At 50.7% G+C, this 22289-nt stretch carries 22 protein-coding genes; 8 read left to right on the forward strand and 14 right to left on the reverse strand.

Translation table 11 applies throughout. The features are described from left to right. Window position 1 precedes the first annotated feature (1 nt). A complete protein-coding gene (locus AB3G37_RS19810) occupies window positions 2-1282 on the forward strand; it encodes a cytochrome c (RefSeq protein WP_009637047.1) in 1281 nt (426 codons plus the stop codon). Between the two features lie 78 nt (window positions 1283-1360). Here AB3G37_RS19810 and AB3G37_RS19815 read toward each other — a convergent pair whose 3' ends face one another. The 3 genes from AB3G37_RS19815 to AB3G37_RS19825 all read right to left on the reverse strand — a co-directional run bounded on the left by AB3G37_RS19815 (window position 1361) and on the right by AB3G37_RS19825 (window position 5047). Further along, window positions 1361-2425 carry an O-antigen ligase family protein gene (locus tag AB3G37_RS19815; RefSeq protein ID WP_369788866.1) on the reverse strand — a complete coding sequence of 355 codons (1065 nt, stop codon included), beginning with the start codon at window positions 2423-2425 and terminating at the stop codon, window positions 1361-1363. A gap of 328 nt (window positions 2426-2753) precedes the next feature. Continuing rightward, window positions 2754-3791 carry an AraC family transcriptional regulator gene (locus tag AB3G37_RS19820; RefSeq protein WP_037378370.1) on the reverse strand — a complete coding sequence of 346 codons (1038 nt, stop codon included), beginning with the start codon at window positions 3789-3791 and terminating at the stop codon, window positions 2754-2756. A 245-nt stretch (window positions 3792-4036) separates the two neighbouring features. After that, window positions 4037-5047, reverse strand: coding sequence for a phosphotransferase enzyme family protein (locus tag AB3G37_RS19825; protein ID WP_369788867.1), 1011 nt, complete (start codon window positions 5045-5047; stop codon window positions 4037-4039). 270 nt (window positions 5048-5317) lie between these two features. Here AB3G37_RS19825 and AB3G37_RS19830 point away from each other — a divergent pair, with 270 nt between their 5' ends. Continuing rightward, a complete protein-coding gene (locus AB3G37_RS19830) occupies window positions 5318-6631 on the forward strand; it encodes an aspartate aminotransferase family protein (RefSeq protein WP_009637043.1) in 1314 nt (437 codons plus the stop codon). A 113-nt stretch (window positions 6632-6744) separates the two neighbouring features. Continuing rightward, window positions 6745-8109 (forward strand): ethanolamine permease, encoded by a 1365-nt coding sequence (gene eat / locus AB3G37_RS19835; protein ID WP_369788868.1) that lies wholly within the window; start codon window positions 6745-6747, stop codon window positions 8107-8109. A gap of 80 nt (window positions 8110-8189) precedes the next feature. Here eat and mak read toward each other — a convergent pair whose 3' ends face one another. Beyond that, complete coding sequence (gene mak / locus AB3G37_RS19840) at window positions 8190-9110, reverse strand: fructokinase (RefSeq protein ID WP_369788869.1); 921 nt, start codon at window positions 9108-9110, stop codon at window positions 8190-8192. Window positions 9111-9307: 197 nt separating this feature from the next. Between mak and rdgC the strand changes: the two genes are divergently transcribed. Continuing rightward, window positions 9308-10222: a recombination-associated protein RdgC gene (rdgC, locus tag AB3G37_RS19845; RefSeq protein ID WP_009637040.1), complete on the forward strand. Its 915-nt coding sequence runs from the start codon at window positions 9308-9310 to the stop codon at window positions 10220-10222. A gap of 160 nt (window positions 10223-10382) precedes the next feature. Here the strand turns inward: rdgC and ppnP are convergent, their stop codons facing one another. The 9 genes from ppnP to AB3G37_RS19890 all read right to left on the reverse strand — a co-directional run bounded on the left by ppnP (window position 10383) and on the right by AB3G37_RS19890 (window position 17668). Then, window positions 10383-10673, reverse strand: a complete 291-nt coding sequence (gene ppnP / locus AB3G37_RS19850; RefSeq protein WP_009637039.1) for a pyrimidine/purine nucleoside phosphorylase — start codon at window positions 10671-10673, stop codon at window positions 10383-10385. A 213-nt stretch (window positions 10674-10886) separates the two neighbouring features. Next, on the reverse strand, window positions 10887-11564 hold the full coding sequence (locus AB3G37_RS19855) for an AroM family protein (RefSeq protein ID WP_369788870.1): 678 nt from the start codon (window positions 11562-11564) through the stop codon (window positions 10887-10889). Between the two features lie 4 nt (window positions 11565-11568). Beyond that, on the reverse strand, window positions 11569-12498 hold the full coding sequence (locus AB3G37_RS19860) for a DUF1177 domain-containing protein (protein ID WP_009637037.1): 930 nt from the start codon (window positions 12496-12498) through the stop codon (window positions 11569-11571). A gap of 137 nt (window positions 12499-12635) precedes the next feature. Further along, the gene (locus AB3G37_RS19865) at window positions 12636-14231 is read right to left on the reverse strand and encodes an OPT/YSL family transporter (RefSeq protein ID WP_369788871.1); all 1596 of its coding nucleotides are present in this window, start codon (window positions 14229-14231) and stop codon (window positions 12636-12638) included. 119 nt (window positions 14232-14350) lie between these two features. Then, window positions 14351-15115: an IclR family transcriptional regulator gene (locus AB3G37_RS19870; protein ID WP_369788872.1), complete on the reverse strand. Its 765-nt coding sequence runs from the start codon at window positions 15113-15115 to the stop codon at window positions 14351-14353. A 338-nt stretch (window positions 15116-15453) separates the two neighbouring features. After that, window positions 15454-15645: a YaiA family protein gene (locus tag AB3G37_RS19875; protein ID WP_009637034.1), complete on the reverse strand. Its 192-nt coding sequence runs from the start codon at window positions 15643-15645 to the stop codon at window positions 15454-15456. A 105-nt stretch (window positions 15646-15750) separates the two neighbouring features. After that, entirely contained in the window at window positions 15751-16275 is a 525-nt protein-coding gene (gene aroL / locus AB3G37_RS19880) for a shikimate kinase AroL (protein WP_369788873.1), read from the reverse strand. Between the two features lie 122 nt (window positions 16276-16397). Continuing rightward, entirely contained in the window at window positions 16398-16976 is a 579-nt protein-coding gene (locus AB3G37_RS19885) for a class I SAM-dependent methyltransferase (RefSeq protein ID WP_369788874.1), read from the reverse strand. A 416-nt stretch (window positions 16977-17392) separates the two neighbouring features. Next, window positions 17393-17668 carry a DUF1471 domain-containing protein gene (locus tag AB3G37_RS19890; RefSeq protein ID WP_009637031.1) on the reverse strand — a complete coding sequence of 92 codons (276 nt, stop codon included), beginning with the start codon at window positions 17666-17668 and terminating at the stop codon, window positions 17393-17395. Between the two features lie 372 nt (window positions 17669-18040). On the opposite strand from AB3G37_RS19890, the gene AB3G37_RS19895 reads away from it, so the two are divergent. After that, a complete protein-coding gene (locus tag AB3G37_RS19895; RefSeq protein ID WP_369788875.1) occupies window positions 18041-18964 on the forward strand; it encodes a DUF808 domain-containing protein in 924 nt (307 codons plus the stop codon). A 94-nt stretch (window positions 18965-19058) separates the two neighbouring features. Here AB3G37_RS19895 and AB3G37_RS19900 read toward each other — a convergent pair whose 3' ends face one another. Further along, entirely contained in the window at window positions 19059-19829 is a 771-nt protein-coding gene (locus tag AB3G37_RS19900) for a class I SAM-dependent methyltransferase (protein WP_369788876.1), read from the reverse strand. A gap of 123 nt (window positions 19830-19952) precedes the next feature. On the opposite strand from AB3G37_RS19900, the gene AB3G37_RS19905 reads away from it, so the two are divergent. The 3 genes from AB3G37_RS19905 (at window position 19953) to sseA (ending at window position 22284) form a co-directional block, all read left to right on the forward strand. Beyond that, window positions 19953-20780: a helix-turn-helix transcriptional regulator gene (locus tag AB3G37_RS19905; protein ID WP_369791001.1), complete on the forward strand. Its 828-nt coding sequence runs from the start codon at window positions 19953-19955 to the stop codon at window positions 20778-20780. A gap of 67 nt (window positions 20781-20847) precedes the next feature. Then, a complete protein-coding gene (locus AB3G37_RS19910; RefSeq protein WP_369788877.1) occupies window positions 20848-21411 on the forward strand; it encodes a GNAT family N-acetyltransferase in 564 nt (187 codons plus the stop codon). A gap of 33 nt (window positions 21412-21444) precedes the next feature. Continuing rightward, complete coding sequence (gene sseA, locus AB3G37_RS19915) at window positions 21445-22284, forward strand: 3-mercaptopyruvate sulfurtransferase (RefSeq protein WP_369788878.1); 840 nt, start codon at window positions 21445-21447, stop codon at window positions 22282-22284. Window positions 22285-22289 lie beyond the last annotated feature (5 nt).

Genomic DNA, 22289 nt, shown 5'->3' on the forward strand with positions numbered 1-22289 from the left:
CATGAAACTAAAGGCCATTAGCCTGTTATCTCTCACCATGCTGTCCGGGATTTTTATGCACAGCGTTCAGGCTGCACAGAGCAATGATGTCGATGCACTGATTAGCAAAGGCGCCTATCTGGCCCGCGCCGGAGACTGTGCTGCATGCCACACGTCCAAAGGGGGCGACTCTTTCGCCGGCGGTTTGCAGATCAAAAGTCCGATGGGCGTGATCTACTCCTCCAATATCACTCCCGACCCGGACCATGGCATAGGTCAATACACCGAACAGCAATTTGCTGATGCAGTGCGTAAAGGGGTTCGTGCGGACGGTAGTTATCTTTACCCAGCAATGCCTTATCCGGATTATCAGGGGATTAGCGATGAGGATATTCACGCGCTTTATACCTATTTCATGAAAGGGGTCAAACCTGTTGCTAAATCTGCCCCTGAAACGTCGCTGAGTTTCCCGTTCAGCCAGCGCTGGGGTATACGTTTCTGGAATATGATGTTTACTTCGGATAAAACGTTTGCACCGGCCAGCAATGCGCCTGCAGAGGTGAATAGAGGAAAATATCTGGTTGAAACACTCGGCCACTGCGGCAGCTGTCATACGCCACGCGGTGTTGCGATGCAGGAAAAAGCGCTGAATGATTCCGACCCGGCATTCCTGTCCGGCAGTGAACTGAATGATTGGCCAGTGCCCGCGATTCGCAGCCCGGACGGCTGGACAACGCAGGATATTGTTGACTATCTGGGAACCGGACGTAACCACTTTGCCTCAGTGGGCGGGGAAATGACCAGCGTTGTCGAGCACAGTATGCAATATATGACGCCCGACGATCTCAAAGCCATCGCCGTTTATCTACAGTCGCTGCCCGCGGAGAAAACCGCCGTAAATCAGAAACCTGATGTGGCAAAAGCCACCGCAGACACAGCGCAATTCCTCACGGCGGGCAAAGGCTTGAGTCAGGGACAACTGCTGTATCTCAATAACTGTGAAGCCTGCCACTGGACTAACGGCAATGGTGCCAAAGGCATATTCCCTCGCCTTAACGGAGCCGCAATTGTGCAGGCCGATAATCCTACCGGATTAATCAGTACCGTACTGAACGGCGCGGCAACACCTTCGACGCAAAACGCGCCATCGGTACTGTTTATGCCAGGGTTCGCGGGCAGACTTTCCGATCAGCAGGTTGCTGATTTGACGACTTTTGTACGTCAAGGATGGGGTAATAACGCGCCAGCGGTAACGGTGGATCAGGTGAAAAAGGTCAGAGATGCGATGGAAAAGAAGCAGTAATAAATGACGAAAAATAAATAGAGTCTTATTTATTACAATAGAAACGGGCCGCTGAAAAATTCAACGGCCCGTTTCTATTTAGTCAGGCCGTTTTTCTGAGCGTGTGCAAATCCATGACAGGAGAATAATCATCGAGAACAACACGATATATTGCTCGGAAATTAATAACACATCGGTTAAGCCATACAGGAAGGCCGATAATGCTACCATCGACACAGGATTCAACAAGAATCCGGAAATGCCGTTGCGGAACATCAGTGCGATAAAGAAATACAGCAGCGCCAGGATGCCAAAAATTCCGGACAAAGAGGCTAACTGAATAAATTCATTATGCAAATGAACATCGATGTAACGTAATGCAAATGAATGAGACTGGTTGTGGCTATCTAGATACTGCCGAATACGCTGGTTGCGCCCGGTCTCGGTTTGCCCAAATGGGTACTCTTTAAAGGCAATAATCCCCATTTTCCACATCGTAAATCGCGAACCTAGGGAGGACTGATCGTCGCCTTGTTTATACATCTGCAATTCACTGCACGTGAGATCAAAGCGTGATTGAACTATCTTCGATTGCGAGCCGCCGCCCACCACCACCACCACCAGCAATATCAGTATGCCAAGCGATTTTGGGGTCAATTTTTTATCCTGCCACAACGTTGCCAGCACCAGAAGCACTGAGAGTATCAGGTGCAATACCATCGAAGAACGCGTCTCGGTGAGAAAAATAATGTATAGCGACACTAGCGTCATCAGCAGAATGCCGAGATACTTTTTGCCTGAAGTGCAGTTACGGGCGATAAGCGTCATGATCGACAGCGCAAGGGCGCTATAGGCGTAAGCCGTCAGCGTGGCGCGGCTAATACCCAAAACGACCCGATCAGGCTTGGTGAAATGCAGCCAAACTCCATAGACACTGGCGGCAACAAAGGCGGCAAATAGAGAGGCCAAAGCCAGGCGCTTTAAAGAACTCGCCGATAAACGGTGCTCCTGCGCTGCCCAGCAAACGTAGAAGGCTATAATGCCACTAAGAAACCAGCGTTTACTGGCGGTAAACAGTACCCATTCATTCGCTTTATCCGGGGTGGCAACCGTCGCGAAAAGTGACCAGGCAAAATAGAGGATGGCCAATGCAATCATAGGCATGGCAAATCGCGTGGAGCTAAATATCCTTTTAAATTCTCTATAATTTATAACGATGCCCGTTATAGACAAATAGCTACAGAAGTAAAAAAGTTCTCTGCTGGTTTTTTCATGCGTATAACCGTAAGGCAAAATAAAGATTAAAAGCGCAACTACGAAAATAAACAGATAGTGATTAAATTTTTCCCGTCCAATTAAGCCTGACGCCATGCTCGTTTCCCGTGCAACTATCAAATTTTAAGCTGTAAAACCCAGTAGACTGCCATAATCGTGGGGGTTAATCGATTTAATTTGTCCCCGGTTAAAATTTCGTAACTTATCTAGGTATTTATTAATGTTGTCGCTCCTGACGCCATTGACGAGGGCTGACGCCAAACCAGCGGCGGAAGGCGCGCGAAAAGGCGCTAACCTCTGAATAACCCAGCAAAAGGGCCATCTCTGAAATAGGTAGCTGCTGTTGCTGCAGATAGTGGGTAGCCAACTCGCAGCGCACTTTATCCACCAGTACGGTAAAGGTCAGATTCTGCTCACGCAGCCTGCGCTGGAGCGAACTTACCGACATGCCCATCTTATCGGCGACGTCATCAAGAACCGGCTCACCCATTGTTAACACCTGGCGAACCTGCGATCGCGCGCGATCGACTACAGACTGCTGCGAGTGACTGTCGGTATTCAGCCGGCGGATCGCATCCTGCATCACTAGCAGCAAAGTCTGATCTTGCTCCGGCATCGATCGCTGGAGATCGCGCTTGGCGATCAGTAGCGAGTTGAAGGGTTGATCAAAATAGACCGGTGCATCGAAGATCTTGCAGTGCTCATGCCACTGCTCGGGGCGCGGATGCTCAAAATGCACCTCACGCGGCGCCCAATTTTTACCTAAACCGTGGCGCAGCAGGTTCAGGATCATCCCTAGTGTCAGCTCGGCATCCTGACGTTTACATAAAATACCGCCGTGACGCACCTGATAGTCAAAGCGATAGTATTCGCCTTTATCAATCAGGCGAGTAAGCGTGTTATGTTGATGAAAAGGAAAGGCATTAACGACATTTTGCAAAGCAGTTTCCGCCGATGACGAGCAGAGACCGATATAGCCGATCAGGCCTAATGACTGTGGTTTGAATTGCTTGCCGTAATGCAAACCGAAGTTATCACAACCCGACTGTCTGGCCGCCTCTTCCAGCACCTGACAATAGTTGGTCAGCCCCAGACTCAGAGTCGGTCGCTGCAAAAGCTCGGGGTCGATATGACAAAGCCCGAGTACGCGATCAACGTCTGCCCCTTTAGTAATAATAAAATCGCTCAGCCCGCTGGCCGCCGCCGCCAATACGCCACGATTGCTGTAGGTTTCCGTCTCGCGATGGCCGGACATAAATGATTGCCGTAATACGTCAGTCTGCATCAAAGCTTCCACTGTGATTATTTTAGGTAGGTCATTACTGCAAGTTTTGTACCAGAGGGGTAAAAATCAGGAGATTATCAGGAAAAAATCACAGACTTTAAGGAATGAAGCGAGGCGTTACCGTGAGTTAAGCATCGCCTCAGGGCTAAACACCGCAAGAAACACACTGCACGTAAAGCGTGCATACCGACGTGCAGTGTGTCATTAAGTCGCGCCTAAATCACCGCCAGTGCGCACTCTTCTGTCGCCAGATAGGCTTCACAGAGTTTGATACTGTCGGCAACCCAGCGATCGCCCAGGCTTATCGCCATCTCGGTAGTGGCATGTGAGCCTACCCAGGCCAAAAGTTGAATGCGCCGCTGGATAATCATCGTCGGGATCACCGCCAGACATTCCTCGCTCAGCGGGCAGATACGCTGATAACCGGCCAGCCAATGTTCTACCCACTCTTGCGCTCTGGGATGATGCTCTACGAAGCTGATGGCCGCTGCCGCGTCGTGCATATACCAGCCCATGCCGCAGTCATCAAAATCGATCACTCGCGTCTCGCCTTTGTGCAACAGCAGATTAGTCAGGCGCAGATCGGCGTGGATCAGCCCGTAGCGGCGAGGATTTTTACCATATTTTTGCAGGGTCCGGTCTACGCGGGCCAGTGTCCTTTCCACCAGCGGATGATCTTCTTCGCGCAAGCCCGGTGCATCCTGCCAGCGGCCCCAATGCCCTTTATCGCCGGTCATGGTCTGATGATCCCAGACGATTCGTTTGAATCCGGCAGGTTTTTCCCAGTTTTGGCTGTGTTGATGCAATCGCGCAGTCACCTCACCGAGTTGGGCAAAGGCGCGCGGATCGACCTCGGTAGTCGGCATTTCACCTGCTATCCACCTGAATAACACCACGTGTCGGCTGTGTTGCTCATCCAGCGCCAGCGTCTGCACTCGCTGGCCGTTACTGCCCACCAGCGCTTCGGGCACCTGAATGCCGGTTTCACGCAGGCTGTCGAGCCAGGACAGCTCGCTCTCGATTTCATTACGTTGATGATAGTCATCGCGATGCACTCGCAGCGCAAGCCGACTGCAATCTGCCAGGCGCACCACAAAAGTGGCATTTTCAGAACGACAGATCAGGGCAATTTCCCCTTGTAGCTCTTGGGGATATTGACGCAGTGCCTGTTCAGCGAGCTGGTGCAGGCTCTGTTCGTCCAGGGTATCAGACTGTTTTGCATTCATCAGGGTTCACTCCGGGGCAAGTCATTGTGAGTTCGTGCTATCAGAATGCGAGCGACGACGCTTCCGCGCTTGACCCGGGAACAGCAATTGTTGACTGCAGAGGACTTAAAACCCCTTAAGCGGGTCAAGTTGACTTTGCAGTGCAGGAGTGAGCGCTCTGCGGTCAAGTTTTGTGGCGGCACGCGGTGCATTATCGAATCAACTTCACTCGCCGGATGATTTAAGTCAGCCGGAAAAAATTTAGCCGCATCCGTCAGGAGATTAACTATTATGCTGAAAACAAACGCTTTTGATGCCGCCGCCAGTTCCGACGTTTCCCCAAAGGCGCTGGAAATGATCGAACGCCGCCGTCGCCTGCTCGGTCCGGCCTACCAGCTGTTTTACAAGAATCCGGTACACCTGGTACGCGGCGAAGGCGTGTGGGTTTATGACGACGCCGGTCGCCGCTATCTTGACGTTTATAACAATGTGCCGTCAGTCGGCCACTGCCATCCTTATGTACTGGAAGCAATGATTCGTCAGGCCTCAACCCTGAACACACATACCCGTTATTTGCACGATAATGTGCTCAACTTCGCCGAAAAGTTAGTATCGACCATGCCGCCTGAGCTGAGCCAGGTAATGTTTACCTGTACCGGCAGCGAAGCAAACGATCTTGCGCTGCGCATCGCCGAAGACTTTACAGGCGGCACTGGTGTAATCATCACCGAATTCAGCTATCACGGCATGACCAAAGCGATTGCCGGCCTGTCTGCTTCAATGGGTCCTTACGTCAAAGTTAATGGTGACGCGCGAGTAATCCCTGCCCCAATCCATGACCCGGCCAATCCTGCCGCGGTGGGCAAAAAATTTGCCGCCGACGTTCGTGCTGCTCTGGCCGACATGCGCCGCCACGGGATCAAACCCGCGGCCCTGATGATCGATACCTTCTTTACCAGCGACGGCGGTTTCTTTGATCCGGCAGGCTTCCTTAAAGAGGCGATCGACGAAATCCACAAGGCTGGCGCGCTGTATATTGCCGATGAAGTGCAACCAGGCTACGGCCGTTCAGGTGAACATATGTGGGGATTCCAGCGCCACGGCGTACTGCCGGATATCGTCAGCCTCGGCAAACCAATGGGCAACGGTCATCCAATGGCGGCAATCACCATCAAGCCGCACATTCTTGAACGTTTCGGCAGTGAATCGAGCTATTTCAATACCTTCGGTGGCAATACTGTGTCATCTGCGGTGGGTCTGGCAGTGCTGGAAGTGATCGAGCAGGAAAATCTGATCCCGAGCGTAGGCCGAGCCGGCAAGGCGATTCTCGACGGCATCAGCGAGCTGGCGACCCGCTTCCCGGCCATTGGCAGCGTGCGCGGTGCGGGGCTGTTTGTTTCTGTCGATTTCACCACCCCAGAGGGCAAACCGGATTCTGCGACCGCACTGGCAGTGGTCAATGCGCTGCGTGAAGAAGGCGTTCTGATTGGCGCATCGGGGCCTCACGCCAATATTCTGAAGATTCGCCCTCCGCTGGTCTTCACTGCCGAGCACAGCCTGATCCTGGTGGAAAGTCTGGAAAAAGTACTCAGCAAGCTGTTCTAAATTGCTGAAAAAAAGATCAAAAAAACGAGTTACCGGCCCTGTCCAAGGCGATACGGGCCGCTTTCACCGCCGATTCCGGCGGCGTGCTGTTCATTAATCTTCAGGAGAGCAACATGTCAACACAGCTTAAACCAACGCTCGGTACGCTACACCTGTGGGCCATTGCCGTCGGGCTGGTTATCTCCGGCGAATACTTTGGCTGGAGTTATGGCTGGGGCGTAGCCGGTACACTGGGCTTTTTAGTGACCACACTGCTAGTTGCTACCATGTATACCTGCTTTATCTTCAGCTTTACCGAGCTGACCACCGCGATCCCGCACGCAGGTGGACCCTTTGCCTACAGTCGTCGCGCCTTTGGTGAGACCGGTGGCCTGATTGCCGGTATGGCGACGCTGATTGAGTTTGTCTTTGCGCCACCGGCAATTGCGCTGGCGATTGGTGCCTATCTCAATGTGCAGTTCCCACACCTTAATCCAAAAGTTGCAGCGCTTGGCGCTTACGTCGTGTTTATGGCGCTGAATATTTTGGGCGTAAAACTGGCGGCGATGTTTGAGTTGGTGGTCACTGTCCTGGCGGTACTGGAATTGCTGGTATTTATGGGCGTCGTCGCGCCTGGCTTCAGTTTCAGCAATTTCGTGCTCAATGGCTGGTCCGGCGGTGAGCATTTTGGTCTGCCTGCGGTATCGGGGATTTTTGCCGCCATTCCGTTTGCCATCTGGTTCTTCCTGGCAATTGAAGGCGCAGCAATGGCCGCCGAGGAAGCCAAAGATCCGAAACGCACCATTCCTAAAGCTTATGTCAGCGGGATCCTGACATTGGTCGTTTTGGCGATCGGCGTGATGATCATGGCCGGTGGTGCGGGTGACTGGAGCAAGCTGTCGAACATCAACGATCCGCTGCCACAGGCAATGAAGATGGTGGTCGGCGAGCATTCTGGCTGGATGCACATGCTGGTGTGGATTGGTCTGTTCGGCCTGGTCGCCAGCTTCCACGGCATTATTATCGGCTACTCGCGTCAGTTTTTTGCACTGGCTCGTGCTGGTTATCTTCCATCTGGGCTGGCAAAACTGTCACGCTTTCAGACGCCACATGGCGCCATTATTCTCGGCGGCGTGATCGGCATTGCGGCGATTTTCAGTGACGGAGTCGTTAACCTGCAGGGCATGTCTCTGACCGCAGCGATGATTACTATGGCGGTATTTGGCGCAATTGTGATGTATATCATGAGCATGCTTAGCCTGTTCAAACTGCGTCGCTCTGCACCGGATTTGGCACGCAGCTTCCGCGCGCCGGGCTATCCGATTGTGCCGGGGATTGCGCTAGTACTGGCCGTGGTGTGCCTGATTGCCATGGTGTGGTTCAATCTGGAAATTGCCGGTATTTTCGTGGTGTTTATGCTGGTTGCCTACATTTACTTTGGTGCCACCAAGGCACAACGTAATGCGGCAGCGCCAGACGCGATGCTGTCAGGCGAGTAACTTTTACTGTGAACAAAAAGGCCTGCTATCGATGCAGGCCTTTTTCGTTGACATGACACGTCATAAATAACGTTGAGACATTACAGCGAGAAACGGTCCGCTGGCCATAGCCAGGCAGCACCGCGCACGCCGCTTGAGTCACCGTGTTTTGCCTTGAGGATCGGCGTTTCACACTCACCGCCAAACACCCACTGCCTGATCATTAATGGCAGCGTATTATACAGACGATCGACGTTACTCATCCCGCCGCCAAGCACGATTGCATCAGGATCCAGCGTGTTGATCACCACCGCCAGTGCCTTCGCCAGCCTGCGTTCATAGCGACCCAGCGCCAACTCGGCGATCGGATCGTCCTGATCGACTAAGCCCATGATCTCATTGCCTTTAAGCCTTTGACCTGACAGGCGGAAATAGTCTTCGGTAAAACCGGTTCCCGAAACAAAGGTCTCGACGCATCCCGATTTGCCGCAGTAACAAGGCACTTCCTGCTGAAAGCGAATTTCATCTTCGTCCTGCCACGGCAGCGGATTATGCCCCCACTCGCCGGCAATGCCGTTACCGCCAGCATGCGCTTCGCCGTGCAGCGCAATACCCGAGCCGCATCCGGTGCCGATAATCACTGCAAACACGGTTTTTTTGCCTGCGCCTGCGCCATCAGTAGCTTCTGATACCGCAAGACAATTGGCGTCATTGGCGATTCGCACCTCGCGCCCCAGCAGCAGCGCCAGATCTTCGTCGAGCTTCTGGCCGTTCAACCACACCGAGTTGGCATTTTTAACTTTACCGGTGAAAGGGGAAAGCGTGCCTGGAATGCCCAGCCCCACGCTGCCGCGATGACCGGTTTCTTTTTCGGCATCGTGGATCAGTCCTTCAATCGCCTTCAATGTTTTTTGGTAATCGTTACGCGGCGTGTCAACGCGCTTGCGAAACAACTCATGGCCTTCTTCTGATAGAGCGATCACTTCAATTTTAGTGCCACCAAGATCAATTCCAATACGCACGGGTCTCTCCATTGCCGGTTATTTTTATTTCTTAAGTCTATAACAATATTCACCCGTTAGAGTGTTCACTGCTCCGAAAAGGCTCCGTATGCACAAGCGCATTTTTCTTAGGGACTGATGCCGCTCAATTGGTTATCATGCCGCCCTGCTTACCATTTATTTGCACGCCGCGAGCGTGACGAGACAGGGATAACATCATGTTATGGTTTAAAAATTTACTGGTTTACCGCTTAAGCCGTGAAATCTCACTGTCTGCTGACGAGATGGAAAAACAGCTGAGCTTGTTCACCTTTACCCCTTGCGGCAGCCAGGATATGGCAAAAACTGGCTGGGTATCGCCAATGGGTTCTCAGGGCGGCGATGCGCTGACCCACAGCAGTGGCGGCCAGATCCTGATTTGTGCGCGCACTGAAGCAAAAATCCTGCCTTCCTCAGTCGTCAAGCAAGAATTGAATGCCAAAATCGATCAGATTGAAGGCGAACAGCATCGCAAGCTGAAGAAGACCGAAAAAGATTCGCTAAAAGACGAAGTGCTGCACACTCTGATGCCACGCGCCTTTAGCCGCTTTAGCCAGACATTTATGTGGATCGACACGGTTAACGGCCTGATCATGGTTGATGCCGGTAGTGCGAAAAAAGCCGAAGACATGCTGGCGCTGCTGCGTAAAAGCCTGGGTTCACTGCCGGTGGTACCACTGACTATGGAAAGCCCGATCGAACTGACGCTGACCGAATGGGTGCGCTCCGGCGAACCGCCAGCCGGTTTTGCGCTGCAGGATGAAGCAGAGCTAAAGGCGATTCTGGAAGAAGGCGGCGTGATCCGCTGCAAGAAGCAAGCACTGGTCAGCGACGAAATTGCCAATCACATCGAGAATGGCAAACTGGTCACCAAGCTGGCGGTTGACTGGCAGGAGCGTATTCAAGTCGTTCTGGCCGATGATGGCAGTATCAAGCGTTTGAAATTTGCCGATACAATCCGCGAGCAGAATGAAGATATCGACCGTGAAGACTTTGCGGCGCGTTTCGATGCAGACTTTATCCTGATGACCGGCGAATTGGCGGCATTGATAAGCAACCTGATCGAAGCTTTGGGTGGCGAAGCCCAGCGTTAAGGCAAGATTGCAGCAAGGATCGAATGCAGCAAGAATCATGAACAGCGGCTGATGAGGTGATAGCAAAGGCTTTCACCTTATTGCTCTCATGCCGATTAGGAGTTTAGGTGTTGCGCGAAGCTAAATCCTGCACGCAACACCTGCAACTCAACCGCAAGATTTACTTGGACAAGTACTTGCACAGATAGGAGCTGGTTTCTGGCACTTGCAGATTAAATTCGCTGTTTCCCGGCACGTAGAAAGTCTCCCCCGCCGTGAAGGTTTGCCAACCGTCTGAACCTGGCAGAAGCACGGTCAACGAACCGCTTACCACAGTCATTTCTTCCGGTTTTCCGGTACCAAAGGTGTATTCACCCTTAACCATCACGCCCACGCTCAGCGCACCAAGACTGTCGCTGTCGAAACCAATCGACTTAACTTTGCCTTCGAAATACTCATTATTTTTCAACATAAAGATTGGTCCTTCGCGATAAATATTCAAAATACAGAAGCCCCATATTATGGGTAGAGGCAAGCTTCTGTCACTGATTTTTATTGCGGGATGAGCGTCTGTCGATACAGCCCGCAAAGCGCGTACTGACCGATTGATTTTAGGTGGCGCAGGTGCGATTCTGGTCCATTAACTGTTAAATAATTTTGCCAGGGTTAGCCAGTAAGATTGTGGCTACTTCAATAATTCGGCTGCCAGCTTCACCACCAGCGAATTTGAGATCAACACTGGAACATCAATATGTTGCTGAATAATGTCTGCATGACGGCGGTGATAGCCAATGCAGTCGAGCAATACCACCTGAGCGCCCTGCTCTTTCAAAGATAAAGCGGCTTCGATCAGTGTTTGTTCATTGGCCTGATACGGGCTAGCCGTGGCGTAGCACGGCTTTTTGGCCAACTTCAGCCATTTTCCCGCCTGATGCTCAATCTGCTCAGCAACAGGCACGACTATGCCAACCAGATGTGTTCCGACTATCCCATTGATTAACGGTGGGATAATTCGATCCGGTTCCAGCAGTATCGCCTTGTCAGCCTTGAGATGATGAAATTCACCGGTGCACAGCAGCAAAATCGTCTCGCACCCTTCACTCTCCAACCAGTCGATCTTCAGCTGTAAGGCTTTCTCGACGCGAGACGACGCCAGCCGAACCTGAGTTCCATCAAGCAAGCGCGATACCAGCACGTCCTCTCCCGGCTCGGGAGCAAAACGTTGCTCGATCTGCTCGCGAGTCAAGCCATCCAGCAACCCTGTGTGCGTCACTTTGTCGCGAGGAAGATATTTATCGAGCAGCGGCATAATGTCAGTGCGCGGTGCCTGCCCGATGGTCAGCGTAGCGAAGGATTTGAGCATGGTTTTAGTCTCGACTTTGCAGGTGGCGCAAACTTCCATATAGCGACAACAGCAGTTGATATTCTTCGGCATCGTAGAAATGGCAGGTGCCGCGCCCAAACTCTTTGGCAACTTCAACGGCAAATTTAACCGTTAAAGCAATGTCCGTTTCATGACTTGCGCCGGTGCCGCAGCCTGGCACGACTGACTCGGCGGTAATTGCCACGCCAACAACTGGCACGGTGGTCGCGGTCGAAGGCTGCAAAATACTGTTGAGGTGATGAACCCCGTTGCCATAAGGCGTGATGTCCTGAGTGGTGATCGGGAAGGTCACTGCCGGACGGCCGCTGGTCATTTCCATAATGCGCAGCAAGTCTTCAGATACGCGCAGGATATAGCCCTCTTTCACCGTTGGAGAAAGCGCATAGCCTTTATGGTTGATGATGCGGTTGCCTTTGGTGGTATCGATCGACAGAATTGCATCTACACCCGCAACAACTTCATTGTCATTCATGGTCACGTCGTCAATCGGCGAGTCCATAAAGTCTACCGGATCGTGCGGACGGGTCGGGGCATTTGGGCAGATGTGCGTTGTGACTATCACATCGCCTGCCAATATGTCACCTTTACGCTGCATCTCTGCCAGCTTGAGCGCGCTACTAATCGCCGCAATTGCGCCGTCAGCATCCGACACTACGCCAATACGGGTTGGACGTGCGCCAATCCCGCCAAGACGGCCGATAATTCCTAGCGTTGGCGCATTGCCGCCCTGACTTTTACCGGCGCTGCCCGGAATGGTGATATGAACGAAATCGGTCGCGCCTTTTGTACCCGTTACACGATGAGTGCTGGCGGTGATCCCTGGGTAATCGGCAAACAGGTTCACAACGTCCTGACCAGTGACGTGGGCGTTATCGATCAATTCAAAAACCGTAAGGGTCTGGAGCAAACTCATGTCATTTTCCTCTAAATCGGCGCGGCTGACGCCCAAGGCGCAACATCGAAACAACCGCGTATTATCGACTTTCTTAGAAAGCCGTCTTATTTATGTGGCTCTGATGAGCCCTGGTGTTGACGCAATATTCTGAGTATCTATTTGGTTTTGGTGGTAAAAATCGAACTGAAGAAGCTGTACAACGCATCTCCGGCGATAAATCCCGCGGCCAGAATTTCCATTGGCGTGCGGCCTTTTTCGCCCCAGATACGGATAATCAAGATGCGTAGCACAATCCCCAGCACCACGGCATAACCCGCCATCACGCTGTTGATAAGCAAGCCCGTAGCCAAGAGAACGCCGAGCTGGCGTTTGGGTCCGCCAATCAGCTGGATAATGGCACCTGGAATCGCCCAAATCAGCAGACTGTGGGCAATGCCCGGCTGTGCTCCTGCCTGAATGGTTTTGGCGTAAACACGCGCGACCGGCGGCACTAAATCCTGAGCGAAATAACCGATGTGGGCAAACCAAACCACTGGGATGGCAATAATGAAAGCGATTAACGCGGCAAACAGCTGGATACGGCGTCCGGCCAATTCAGCCTGCAAGTCTTTGCCATAGCCGCGTAGAATAAATCCGGCTTTAAGGTCAAAGCCCATATCGGCAAATGCCGGGCCGGTCGCGGCGGTAAAGCCGGTCAAAATACACAGCGCGACCGGCGGGAAGCCGATGAGGATGCCGATAATCAGGGTAATCAATGCCACGGCGAAGGCCGGGAACCAGCCTGAGTGCATTGCCGCAATGCCGACAATTAGCTCGTGGAAGAAAGCCGCAAAGGCAGCGTAGAAAATAAAGCACACCAGCATTGTCACCGACATTTCGGTATAAATACCCCCCGCCAACGCCAGCAGGGCAGCAATCGCGATATAGCCAATAGCGCCAAGACCCAGAGCCTTACGCACTTCAGTTCCAGATTGGGTAAAGGTGGTTTTGGCATCGGCACGGGTGCTGCGAATGACTTGAATCACCTGAAATAATGACACCAATCCTGCACCGACCATCATGCCGTGTGGAATGTACAATGCATTGATATCAACACCAGCAATCGGTTGCGCGTAGGCTCGAATCAACAGGCCGATTCCGAACATACCCAGCGCCCAGATATTGCCGATAAACGCGGTACCAAAGGCAGCCATCGGAATTTTTAGCATCGCGCCGCCAAGGCCGATAACCACACCGACCACTAACAACCACGCCTGACGCCCGCCTTTGTCACCAGCTTTGATGGCCTCTGCCGCTGCCACGCCCGGTGGCCAGGCATTGCTCGCCGGAAACACTTTGGTATCAAACATGCGATATAGCAGGTAGGCATCAAGCAGCATAGCGACCGAAACGCCGAAGAACATCGGCAAAATCAGCTGCGGCTGCCCCATCACGTACGGGATAGCGATTGGCATCAGCAAACTGTTAGCCGCGCCAAAAGTGGCCGAAGAGATCACGGTTTGTGCGAGATTCTGGGTATGAATAGAGCGATAACGCTGAAAAGCTTTTAACGGGATGCGCGCCAACAGCATGGCAAACAGCGCACCAATTATGGAAGTATTGGGGGTAACGCCGAGAGTGGTAATAAGCTGGACGCCAATAATCGCACCCAGAATAGAAAGTAGAACCATTACTGCCAGCGTGCCGATTTCTTTTAACGGATTATAACTTCCGTCTGTCACCTTATTCTCACTGCCGGTATTGCCTGTCATAAAATCCCCTGATGTTGGCGAAAAATGCAATGATTCCCTAGTGTTGGCGCGAAGATTACTTTAAGTATCTGCGCTTTTTTATAAACTATTATTATTGTTTTAATCGGTCCGTTATTGGTCTATTGCCAATATTCATCACCGAGTTTTTCTGCAATCTGTCGGGTGACAGTCATTATTCCTTCGCGTATTCCAGCAGGCACAGCATCGCCCTCGTAAGGTGATGGGAAGGACAAACACAGTCCTACCGTTTCACTGCGATGCTTGTTGGCAATACTGGTGGCCAGCGTACTGATCCCCTGCAAAGTTTCATTATTAGCCGATGACCAGCCGGTTTCGCGAACTTCGGCCAACCAGGTCAGTAACTCATCCAGCGTTTGCGGCGAATTTGGGGAATTAACCTGATAGCCAGCCTGATAGCGCTCGATAATCTGCTGATCAGTCTCTCGCGCTAATATTGCACGACCAATTGCCGTTTCAGCTGCTGGTAACAGGCTTCCGGCTGGCGTCACTACTTGTAAATAAGTGCGCCCCGGGAACATACGCATGACCATAATGTCTTGGCCTTCCAGCAACGAAATATAGCCGGTGCACTGGGTCTGTTTGCTTAACTGCACCATATAAGGCGAGCAGGCATCGACCAGCGGCGTTGAGAGATAATGGCTGCTTACCGCAAGCAATAATCGCCCAATCTTGTAAAGTCGCGTTTCCGGATCTCTTTCCAGCAGCCCCTGAGTCTCCATAGTCATCAACAGCCGTGACACGGTACTTTTCGGCAGGCCCAACTGCTCGACAACATCGCTGAAGGAAAGACCGGGATGACCCTGTCTGATCCCCTTTTGCGCAAAAAGCTTAAGCACTGCGGAAGCATTTTCTAATGTTGTCACAGACTAGTTCCATTATTAGGAACTCAGTTCCTGGTTAAGATAACTTAAAAACTAATGCTGATACGTTTTATCGTCAAGTTGTTTATTTTTTAACAGGTCAATGAAACCAGTGGATGATATTTAACACCACGGCTTTGGAGGAAATTTTGCTTAAGGAATCACCTAAAATTAGTGGAAAATGTTTTCAAGCCAAGTCTGGGCAGATGGTTACTCTGTATTTCAGAGAAACGTTTCGCTGGTTAATGGCTTTCATTCAGAAAGCAAAAAGTTAGCAATGAGAGATTTATTGACAGGAAAGAGAAAGCACTGCCGGGGAAAGGCTCGGCAGTGCTGTAAACCTAACTGATACTGTCGTCTTCATAACGGCGTTTTGAATCCTCAGCCTCTTGTTTGGTTTTATGCTCGCTAATTAGCGTATCGGGCTTTGGATGGTCGGCGCGAAGCTCATACCAGGTTTCAGTCTGACCTGGCAGACCTTTCTCGACTGCGATGATTTCAGCAGTGCGTGGATACGGTGGTTTTGACGGCATAGGGAACTCCTGTAATGAATCACGTGTATTTAAGTATAGACAACAGGGGATTATTACGGGAGCAGGAGGCTAGGAAGCCTCCTAAAAGGCGGGATAAAGCGAAACTTAACGAGCGATTTGCAGCGCCAGCGCATCCAGAATGTCATCAACAACCACTGAAGGTTGATGCGTACCGTCAAGAACAAAGTGCGCAGCGGACTGATAAAATGCTTCGCGCTCGTGCAAAACCTGAGAAATTTCTTCGTTAATTGGTTTGCCGGTCAATGTTGGTCGCTGATCTTCTTGAGGAGAGTCTTCAAGGCGATGCGCCAGAGTGCTGGCCGGCGAACGCAGGTAAATAACCTGGCCTTTTTCGCGCATAAACAGACGATTTTCCTCGGCAAGGATCACACCGCCGCCAGTGGCAACCACGGTATGCGGCGCGCTGATATTTTGCAGCGCCTGCGTTTCACGACGACGAAAGCCTGACCAACCTTCACGAGCAACGATCTCCGCAACGCTCAGTTGCGAAGTTTGCAGCAAATAAATATCCGTATCGACAAAATTATAGCCCAACGCCTGAGCGAGAGCCCTGCCGACTGTGGTTTTACCTGCGCCGCGTGCGCCGATCATGAAAATGGGTTGCGTCATCACCGCTATCCTTATGTGCCTGGGACATCTTTTAACCTGCTGGGCATCATACCGATAAAAAATAAATTGGCAATCCCTGTAAACATGATGTAAAGAAAAAATTACACCACTTACTCCTTTAATTATAAAGACTTACATACATAGACCAAAGCAGGTGGAAAGTTTTTAACTACACGAATTTTTTTCCAGGTAAAATAACGGGACAGCATCTTTTCAGAAAGGCGGCTGTACTGGAAAAGGATCAGCGTACCGTCTTTCTCTTTAAGCCGCTGTTGCGCACGCTGCAAAATTTTCATGCTAATTCGCGTTGGAATAGACAGTAAAGGCAGGCAGCAGAAGATGGCGTCAAACTCCCCCTCAAGATGCTCAGCGGAATAACCCAATACCTGCAAACGGCGATCGTCGATTCTATTCAGCTGATGAATGAAACTCGGTTGTATTTCAAAGGCCTGCAATTGCGCATCTGCGCGCATTTTATCGAGAATACGTTTGGTCAGCACGCCGTCTGCCGCACCGAATTCTGCAATCTTTAGGGTCTTGCTCCAGTCGAGCTGATTTACCATAGCCTGACACAACCAAGGCGATGATGGCGCGAGCGTCCCGAATGTGCGGGGTGAAGAGATAAATTTCTGCAAGTAGGAAAATTGATTTTTGATAGTTAATCTCGTTGCATTGATAGTTAGTCTTGTAGCATTCAGCATGTTTATAACCCCCTGGAGAAGTAGACCACTATCACACCGAAAAATTCTTAAGGAATAATTATTTGTACTGTTTATTTTAAAAAAAACTTTAATTATTTTATTCAAATAAGAAACGTCTTAATTCCTGTATTACAAGAAAATTCCGGAATAATGTAGAAGTGAGAAGCCAATCTTAAATAATTGTTATCGCCAATTCAGGCTGGAAATTTCCACAAAATGGGCAATACAGAATATCAATCTTGGAATTTTGGCAAGATGAAGGAAATATAGCGGAGTTTTGATTAATAATCTGGAAAATTTTCAGAACGTTTAGGCGGTAGGGAACCGTCGAGTGAGACACAGAGGACAGAAGCCGCTGGCGCAACTTCTATTTGAGGGTATCCCCACACTCGACGGTGTATTTTTAAAAGCCTTGATTAACGGTAAAGCTCAACGCTGGCACGCGCCAGGCTTGAGTCACCCGGAGTACTCACACCGATTACACGATAGTGTGTGGCCCCTTCCTGATTGGCTTTTTCATTCACTGCGGCTTTAAGATTGAAGTCAGAAGTATTGTCCTGACGAACGTCTACAACGCCCAATGATTGATAATTATGAGTTTGTACCTGAGCTGCGCTAATTTCACTGGCGGCTAATGCCGAAAAAGAAGCGGTACTAATCAATGCTGCTGCAAACAGAGGTAATAGTTTCATGATATGCGCCTTATTTTTTGAATTTATTCTATCGATAAAATTTTCGATGATGCTTAATTTTCAGAACGTGCATTCACGTTCACATGTATTAATTATCGATCATTAATCGAAAGCCGGCGTAATTGAGAGTAAAGATAATTAAGATTTATGATGAAAATGAGGAGAAAAGATTAACAAACATTACATAAATTGAAACAGCTGGTTAGAATGTAATAAAAAGGCGCTTTAATGGTGCAGAATGAGAAAATGAAGAAACTATACAGTTGACTTGCGCGTTCAGATTCGCACAAATCGACTCCCTATAGCAAACGCTGTTATGATTCTTTTACAACAATAAACAGATAACCAAATTCTTTAACCAAAGGGAACTTTATGGCCGGAACCAGCCTGTTAGCACTTATCGATGACATTGCCTCTATTCTCGACGACGTCGCGGCAATGAGTAAGGTAGCAGCCAAAAAAACGGCCAGCGTGCTGGGAGACGACCTGGCACTTAACGCCCAGCAGGTATCGGGGGTCAAGGCCGACCGCGAGTTACCCATCGTCTGGGCCGTTGCGAAAGGCTCATTACTCAACAAAGCTATCCTGGTACCTTTAGCTCTTTTAATCAGCGCCTTTGCGCCATGGGCCATCACTCCCCTGTTGATGGTCGGCGGTGCCTATCTTTGTTATGAAGGTTTTGAAAAAGTGGCGCATAAATTAATGCCTCACGACAAGGCTGCGGAACAACAAGAGAAAGCTAAAAAAAATGCCGCCACCAAATCACCGGAAGACGTTGCCAAACTTGAAAAGGAAAAGGTTAAAGGCGCCGTGCGCACCGACTTTATCCTCTCGGCCGAAATTATCGTAATTTCGCTGGGCACAGTTTCATCCGCGCCGTTTATTGATCAGGTCATGGTGATGGTCGCCATTGCCGTCGTCATGACGCTGGGGGTTTATGGGCTGGTTGCTGGCATTGTAAAAATCGACGATGCCGGGCTTTATCTGAGCAAACTCAATGGTGAAAGCGGATTTATGCGTGCGGTACGCGCATTCGGCGGCGGGATTGTCAACGCCGCGCCACTGCTGATGAAAACACTCTCTGTCGTCGGGACTTTCGCCATGTTCCTGGTCGGCGGCAGCATTATCAGTCACGGGCTGCCATTCATGCATAGCCTGCTTGAAAGCCTGACAGCAGGACATCAGGGCTGGGTGAATTCGCTGATAACCGGTGCAACCGATTTAGTGGTCGGTATGCTGGTTGGCGCGATTGTGCTGGCAGTCGTTGCACTGGGCAGCAAACTTTTCAAGAAATAACATCAGTTAAATAACTAAAACGGGTCTAAGTACGACCCGTTTTTCATTTATCTTCATCGGTCTGAGAACCCGCTAATAGCAGAATCTTCCACTATCAGATTTTCTTTGCCTCTATAAAGACTGTATCGGCCTGGAAAGTCCCATCGGCGAGAATGGAAAAATATTCTATTACCTCTTCGGAAGACACTTTTTGCAATTCACGAATGGCTATCACAAAATGCTCAGGCGTTTTCAGCCTGGCAACCCAGCTACTAAATTCCAGCTGTAATTTGCCGCTGCTCAGGGCTTCAATTCGTAATCCTGCGTCATTAAATTTTTGCAGCCATTCACCGGTAGAATAATTTCTGACGTGAGAGGTATCACGCAATTTCTCGATGGTCTGTAAATGGACATCCAGAATCGGATGACCCGGCGAGGCGATGTCCATCATTATTACCTTACCGCCGGGCTTTAAAATGCGGCGAACTTCACGCAGCGCCTGGCCGACATCGTGCCAATGGTGAGCGGAATAGCGACTAATCACGATATCTGCACTTTCATCTTCAAATGGCAACGATTCGGCATAGCCTTGCTTTACTTCGATATTATTTAATTGCTTATCGACGGCAGCCTGCTTAACGACTGCCAGCATCTCGGCGGATAAATCATACGCCACTACTTTCTTCACCGCTTTCGCCGCGCTAAAACTGGCATGCCCTGCACCACATCCCAAATCAACCACCACTGCCTGCGGATAAGATGCCAGTATCGCCTCCAGCTTAATCAGGTCTGGCCCCTGCGCATGTACCGCGCTGGTTAAATAGTTACTGGCATTCGGGCTAAATTGCTGACTGACACTTTCTGCATGGCTGTTTTTATTTTCCATTTCAAATTTCCTTTCTCTACGTGTGGGCAACAGAATTTAACTTTATACCGCGTTATATACGGGTACAATATGACCATTTATACTGGTATGAGTTACCCCCCTGATAAATTAGCGAGTGTAATGATGTCAACGATTGACCCGTTAACTGGCCCCAAGGCGTTGGGCGCATTTTTACGCGCGCATCGCGAAAGAACCACTCCGGAGATGGTGGGGCTGCCAAAGTCACCGCGCCGACGCACCAGCGGGTTACGCCGCGAGGAGCTGGCGCAGATTAGTGGTATCAGCACCACTTGGTATACCTGGATCGAGCAAGGACGCGAAGTGTCTATCTCTGCCGCCACTCTGGGCCGTCTGGCACAAGCGCTGCGTTTGCAACCGGCAGAACAGGAGTATTTGTTTAGTCTGGCGGGGATTAAGGATCCTCAGGCCCGGGCGACAGGCGTGAATCCCGACGAATATCTGGCACAGTGTGTTCACCAGCTTGGCTGCCCGGGCTACCTGCTGGATAGCTGCTGGAATATGCTGGCGTGGAATATCCAGACCGAGCAACTGTTCCACGGCTGGCTGGAACAGGATCCGCAGCCTAACTTGCTACGTTTTATGTTTTTGCATCCACTTGCTCGCACGCTGCTGGTAAACTGGGATGCGCGAGCCAAGCGCATTGTCGCTGAGTTCCGCGCCGAAACCAGCCATTTTGCCCATTCAGAGGACATCCGCCAGCTGGTATTGAGTTTGCGAGATGAAAGCAGCGTATTTAATCAATGGTGGGCGCAGCAGGAAGTGCTGTCGCGTGAAGGCGGCGAACGGCGTTTTATGCATCCGATAAAAGGCGCGGTACGCTATCGCCAGCAAACGTTTTTCCCAGCCGGAAATAATGAATTAAAATTGGTAATACTGGTGGAACAACCGTTTGATTTAGAAAAGAGTATTGGCTTACCGATGCCCGATTGACTTTATCTGCTTGAATATGTGAGTCTAATTCTTACCCTGCGGGAATCGATCATCAGGAGATAATAATATGACAAGCCGTCTGATCTTTCGGGATGAGCATATTGAAATTCGCGTTCCTACCGAGCTTGAAGCGCCTCTGCATTTCGAGGCGATTCAGGCATCAGTCAAGGAAATCTCCGCTTGGGAGAGTTGGTGCGATACGGGCTATAGTCTCGAAGACAGCCGCACCTATCTGATTGAATCTTATGTTAAACGTCAGCGTGGACTGGAATACCGCTTCTGTCTGTTTGACGTTGCCAGCGGCAAAATAATTGGCTCTATAGCGCTAAACCGTATCGTTCAAGAGTATAAAACTGCCAATATAGGCTACTGGATACGCAGCGATTTTACTGGCCGTTCGTTGGCGGTGACCGCCGTGCAGGCTATTTCTCGCTTTGCTTTTCAAGAGCTGGGCCTGACGCGATTGGAAATCGTGGCGTTGGCCAAAAATCAGCGCAGCCGTCGAGTTGCTGAAAAATCCGGTGCCTTTGACGAGGGCTGTCACCGCAATCGCCTTTACTATCAGGGAACGCCCGAGGATGCCTGGGTTTACTCGCTGATACCCGGCGATTTGCCGCAAAAGTTGGTCTAACCCTAAACCCTTTTATCACAGGATCAGGAACTAATGAGTTCATCTATCGTTTCAACCGACTGGCTGGCTTCTCATCTCGACGAGCCTGGTCTTATCGTTATCGACTGCCGTAAATCAAAACCTGGCATCACACCTCCCATTGATTTTTATGGTAAATATCAGGAAGCACACATTCCTGGAGCAATTTACGTCGAGGTCGATGATATTTCGGATTGCAGCACCGGCTTGCCGCATATGATGCCAAGCGCCGAAGCATTCACCCTATCAATGAGTGAGCGCGGTATCAGCAATGACAGCACGATTATTTTGTATGACGAAGGTGACTTGTTCAGCGCACCACGTGTCTGGTGGATGCTGACCCGCTTTGGCGCAACTAACGTGCGAGTTCTCGACGGCGGCCTAAACGCCTGGGTAAAAGAACAGAAAATCACTGAAAGTGGCATAAACACCCTCGAACCAGCCTCTTTCCACGCGAAACTTGAGCGTGAAGTTATCGTCACTGCGGCGCAGGTTAAACAGTCGTTGGGCAAAACGCAGATTATCGATGCGCGTTCGCTGGGCCGATTTAAAGGCGAGCAGCCTGAACCGCGTCCGGGCCTGCACGGCGGCCATATTCCTGGCAGCCTATCGGTGCCGTTTACCGAACTGACGCAGGATGGCCAGATTAAATCGCCTCAGGCGCTAAAAGAAACTTTCGATCGTCTGGGTGTGAATATCGCCGAGCCGACCATTGCCAGCTGTGGTTCTGGCGTTACCGCCGCCGCACTGCTGTTCGGCCTGCATCTTATTGGGTTCGAAGATGTGCTGATTTATGACGGTTCCTGGGCTGAATGGGGTGATATTAACGAAGATTACCCGATCGAAACTCAGTAATCGGT

It is taken from the genome of Rouxiella sp. WC2420 (assembly GCF_041200025.1).
Taxonomy (GTDB): Bacteria; Pseudomonadota; Gammaproteobacteria; order Enterobacterales; family Enterobacteriaceae; genus Rouxiella.

Excerpts from the sequence above, each read along its gene's own strand:
- AB3G37_RS19810 (WP_009637047.1), top strand. The coding sequence starts at position 2 with ATGAAACTAAAGGCCATTAGCCTGTTATCTCTCACCATGCTGTCCGGG.
- AB3G37_RS19815 (WP_369788866.1), bottom strand. The coding sequence starts at position 2,425 with ATGCCTATGATTGCATTGGCCATCCTCTATTTTGCCTGGTCACTTTTC.
- AB3G37_RS19820 (WP_037378370.1), bottom strand. The coding sequence starts at position 3,791 with ATGTCCGGCCATCGCGAGACGGAAACCTACAGCAATCGTGGCGTATTG.
- AB3G37_RS19825 (WP_369788867.1), bottom strand. The coding sequence starts at position 5,047 with ATGAATGCAAAACAGTCTGATACCCTGGACGAACAGAGCCTGCACCAG.
- AB3G37_RS19830 (WP_009637043.1), top strand. The coding sequence starts at position 5,318 with ATGCTGAAAACAAACGCTTTTGATGCCGCCGCCAGTTCCGACGTTTCC.
- eat (WP_369788868.1), top strand. The coding sequence starts at position 6,745 with ATGTCAACACAGCTTAAACCAACGCTCGGTACGCTACACCTGTGGGCC.
- rdgC (WP_009637040.1), top strand. The coding sequence starts at position 9,308 with ATGTTATGGTTTAAAAATTTACTGGTTTACCGCTTAAGCCGTGAAATC.
- ppnP (WP_009637039.1), bottom strand. The coding sequence starts at position 10,673 with ATGTTGAAAAATAATGAGTATTTCGAAGGCAAAGTTAAGTCGATTGGT.
- AB3G37_RS19855 (WP_369788870.1), bottom strand. The coding sequence starts at position 11,564 with ATGCTCAAATCCTTCGCTACGCTGACCATCGGGCAGGCACCGCGCACT.
- AB3G37_RS19860 (WP_009637037.1), bottom strand. The coding sequence starts at position 12,498 with ATGAGTTTGCTCCAGACCCTTACGGTTTTTGAATTGATCGATAACGCC.
- AB3G37_RS19865 (WP_369788871.1), bottom strand. The coding sequence starts at position 14,231 with ATGACAGGCAATACCGGCAGTGAGAATAAGGTGACAGACGGAAGTTAT.
- AB3G37_RS19875 (WP_009637034.1), bottom strand. The coding sequence starts at position 15,645 with ATGCCGTCAAAACCACCGTATCCACGCACTGCTGAAATCATCGCAGTC.
- aroL (WP_369788873.1), bottom strand. The coding sequence starts at position 16,275 with ATGACGCAACCCATTTTCATGATCGGCGCACGCGGCGCAGGTAAAACC.
- AB3G37_RS19885 (WP_369788874.1), bottom strand. The coding sequence starts at position 16,976 with ATGCTGAATGCTACAAGACTAACTATCAATGCAACGAGATTAACTATC.
- AB3G37_RS19890 (WP_009637031.1), bottom strand. The coding sequence starts at position 17,668 with ATGAAACTATTACCTCTGTTTGCAGCAGCATTGATTAGTACCGCTTCT.
- AB3G37_RS19895 (WP_369788875.1), top strand. The coding sequence starts at position 18,041 with ATGGCCGGAACCAGCCTGTTAGCACTTATCGATGACATTGCCTCTATT.
- AB3G37_RS19900 (WP_369788876.1), bottom strand. The coding sequence starts at position 19,829 with ATGGAAAATAAAAACAGCCATGCAGAAAGTGTCAGTCAGCAATTTAGC.
- AB3G37_RS19905 (WP_369791001.1), top strand. The coding sequence starts at position 19,953 with ATGTCAACGATTGACCCGTTAACTGGCCCCAAGGCGTTGGGCGCATTT.
- AB3G37_RS19910 (WP_369788877.1), top strand. The coding sequence starts at position 20,848 with ATGACAAGCCGTCTGATCTTTCGGGATGAGCATATTGAAATTCGCGTT.
- sseA (WP_369788878.1), top strand. The coding sequence starts at position 21,445 with ATGAGTTCATCTATCGTTTCAACCGACTGGCTGGCTTCTCATCTCGAC.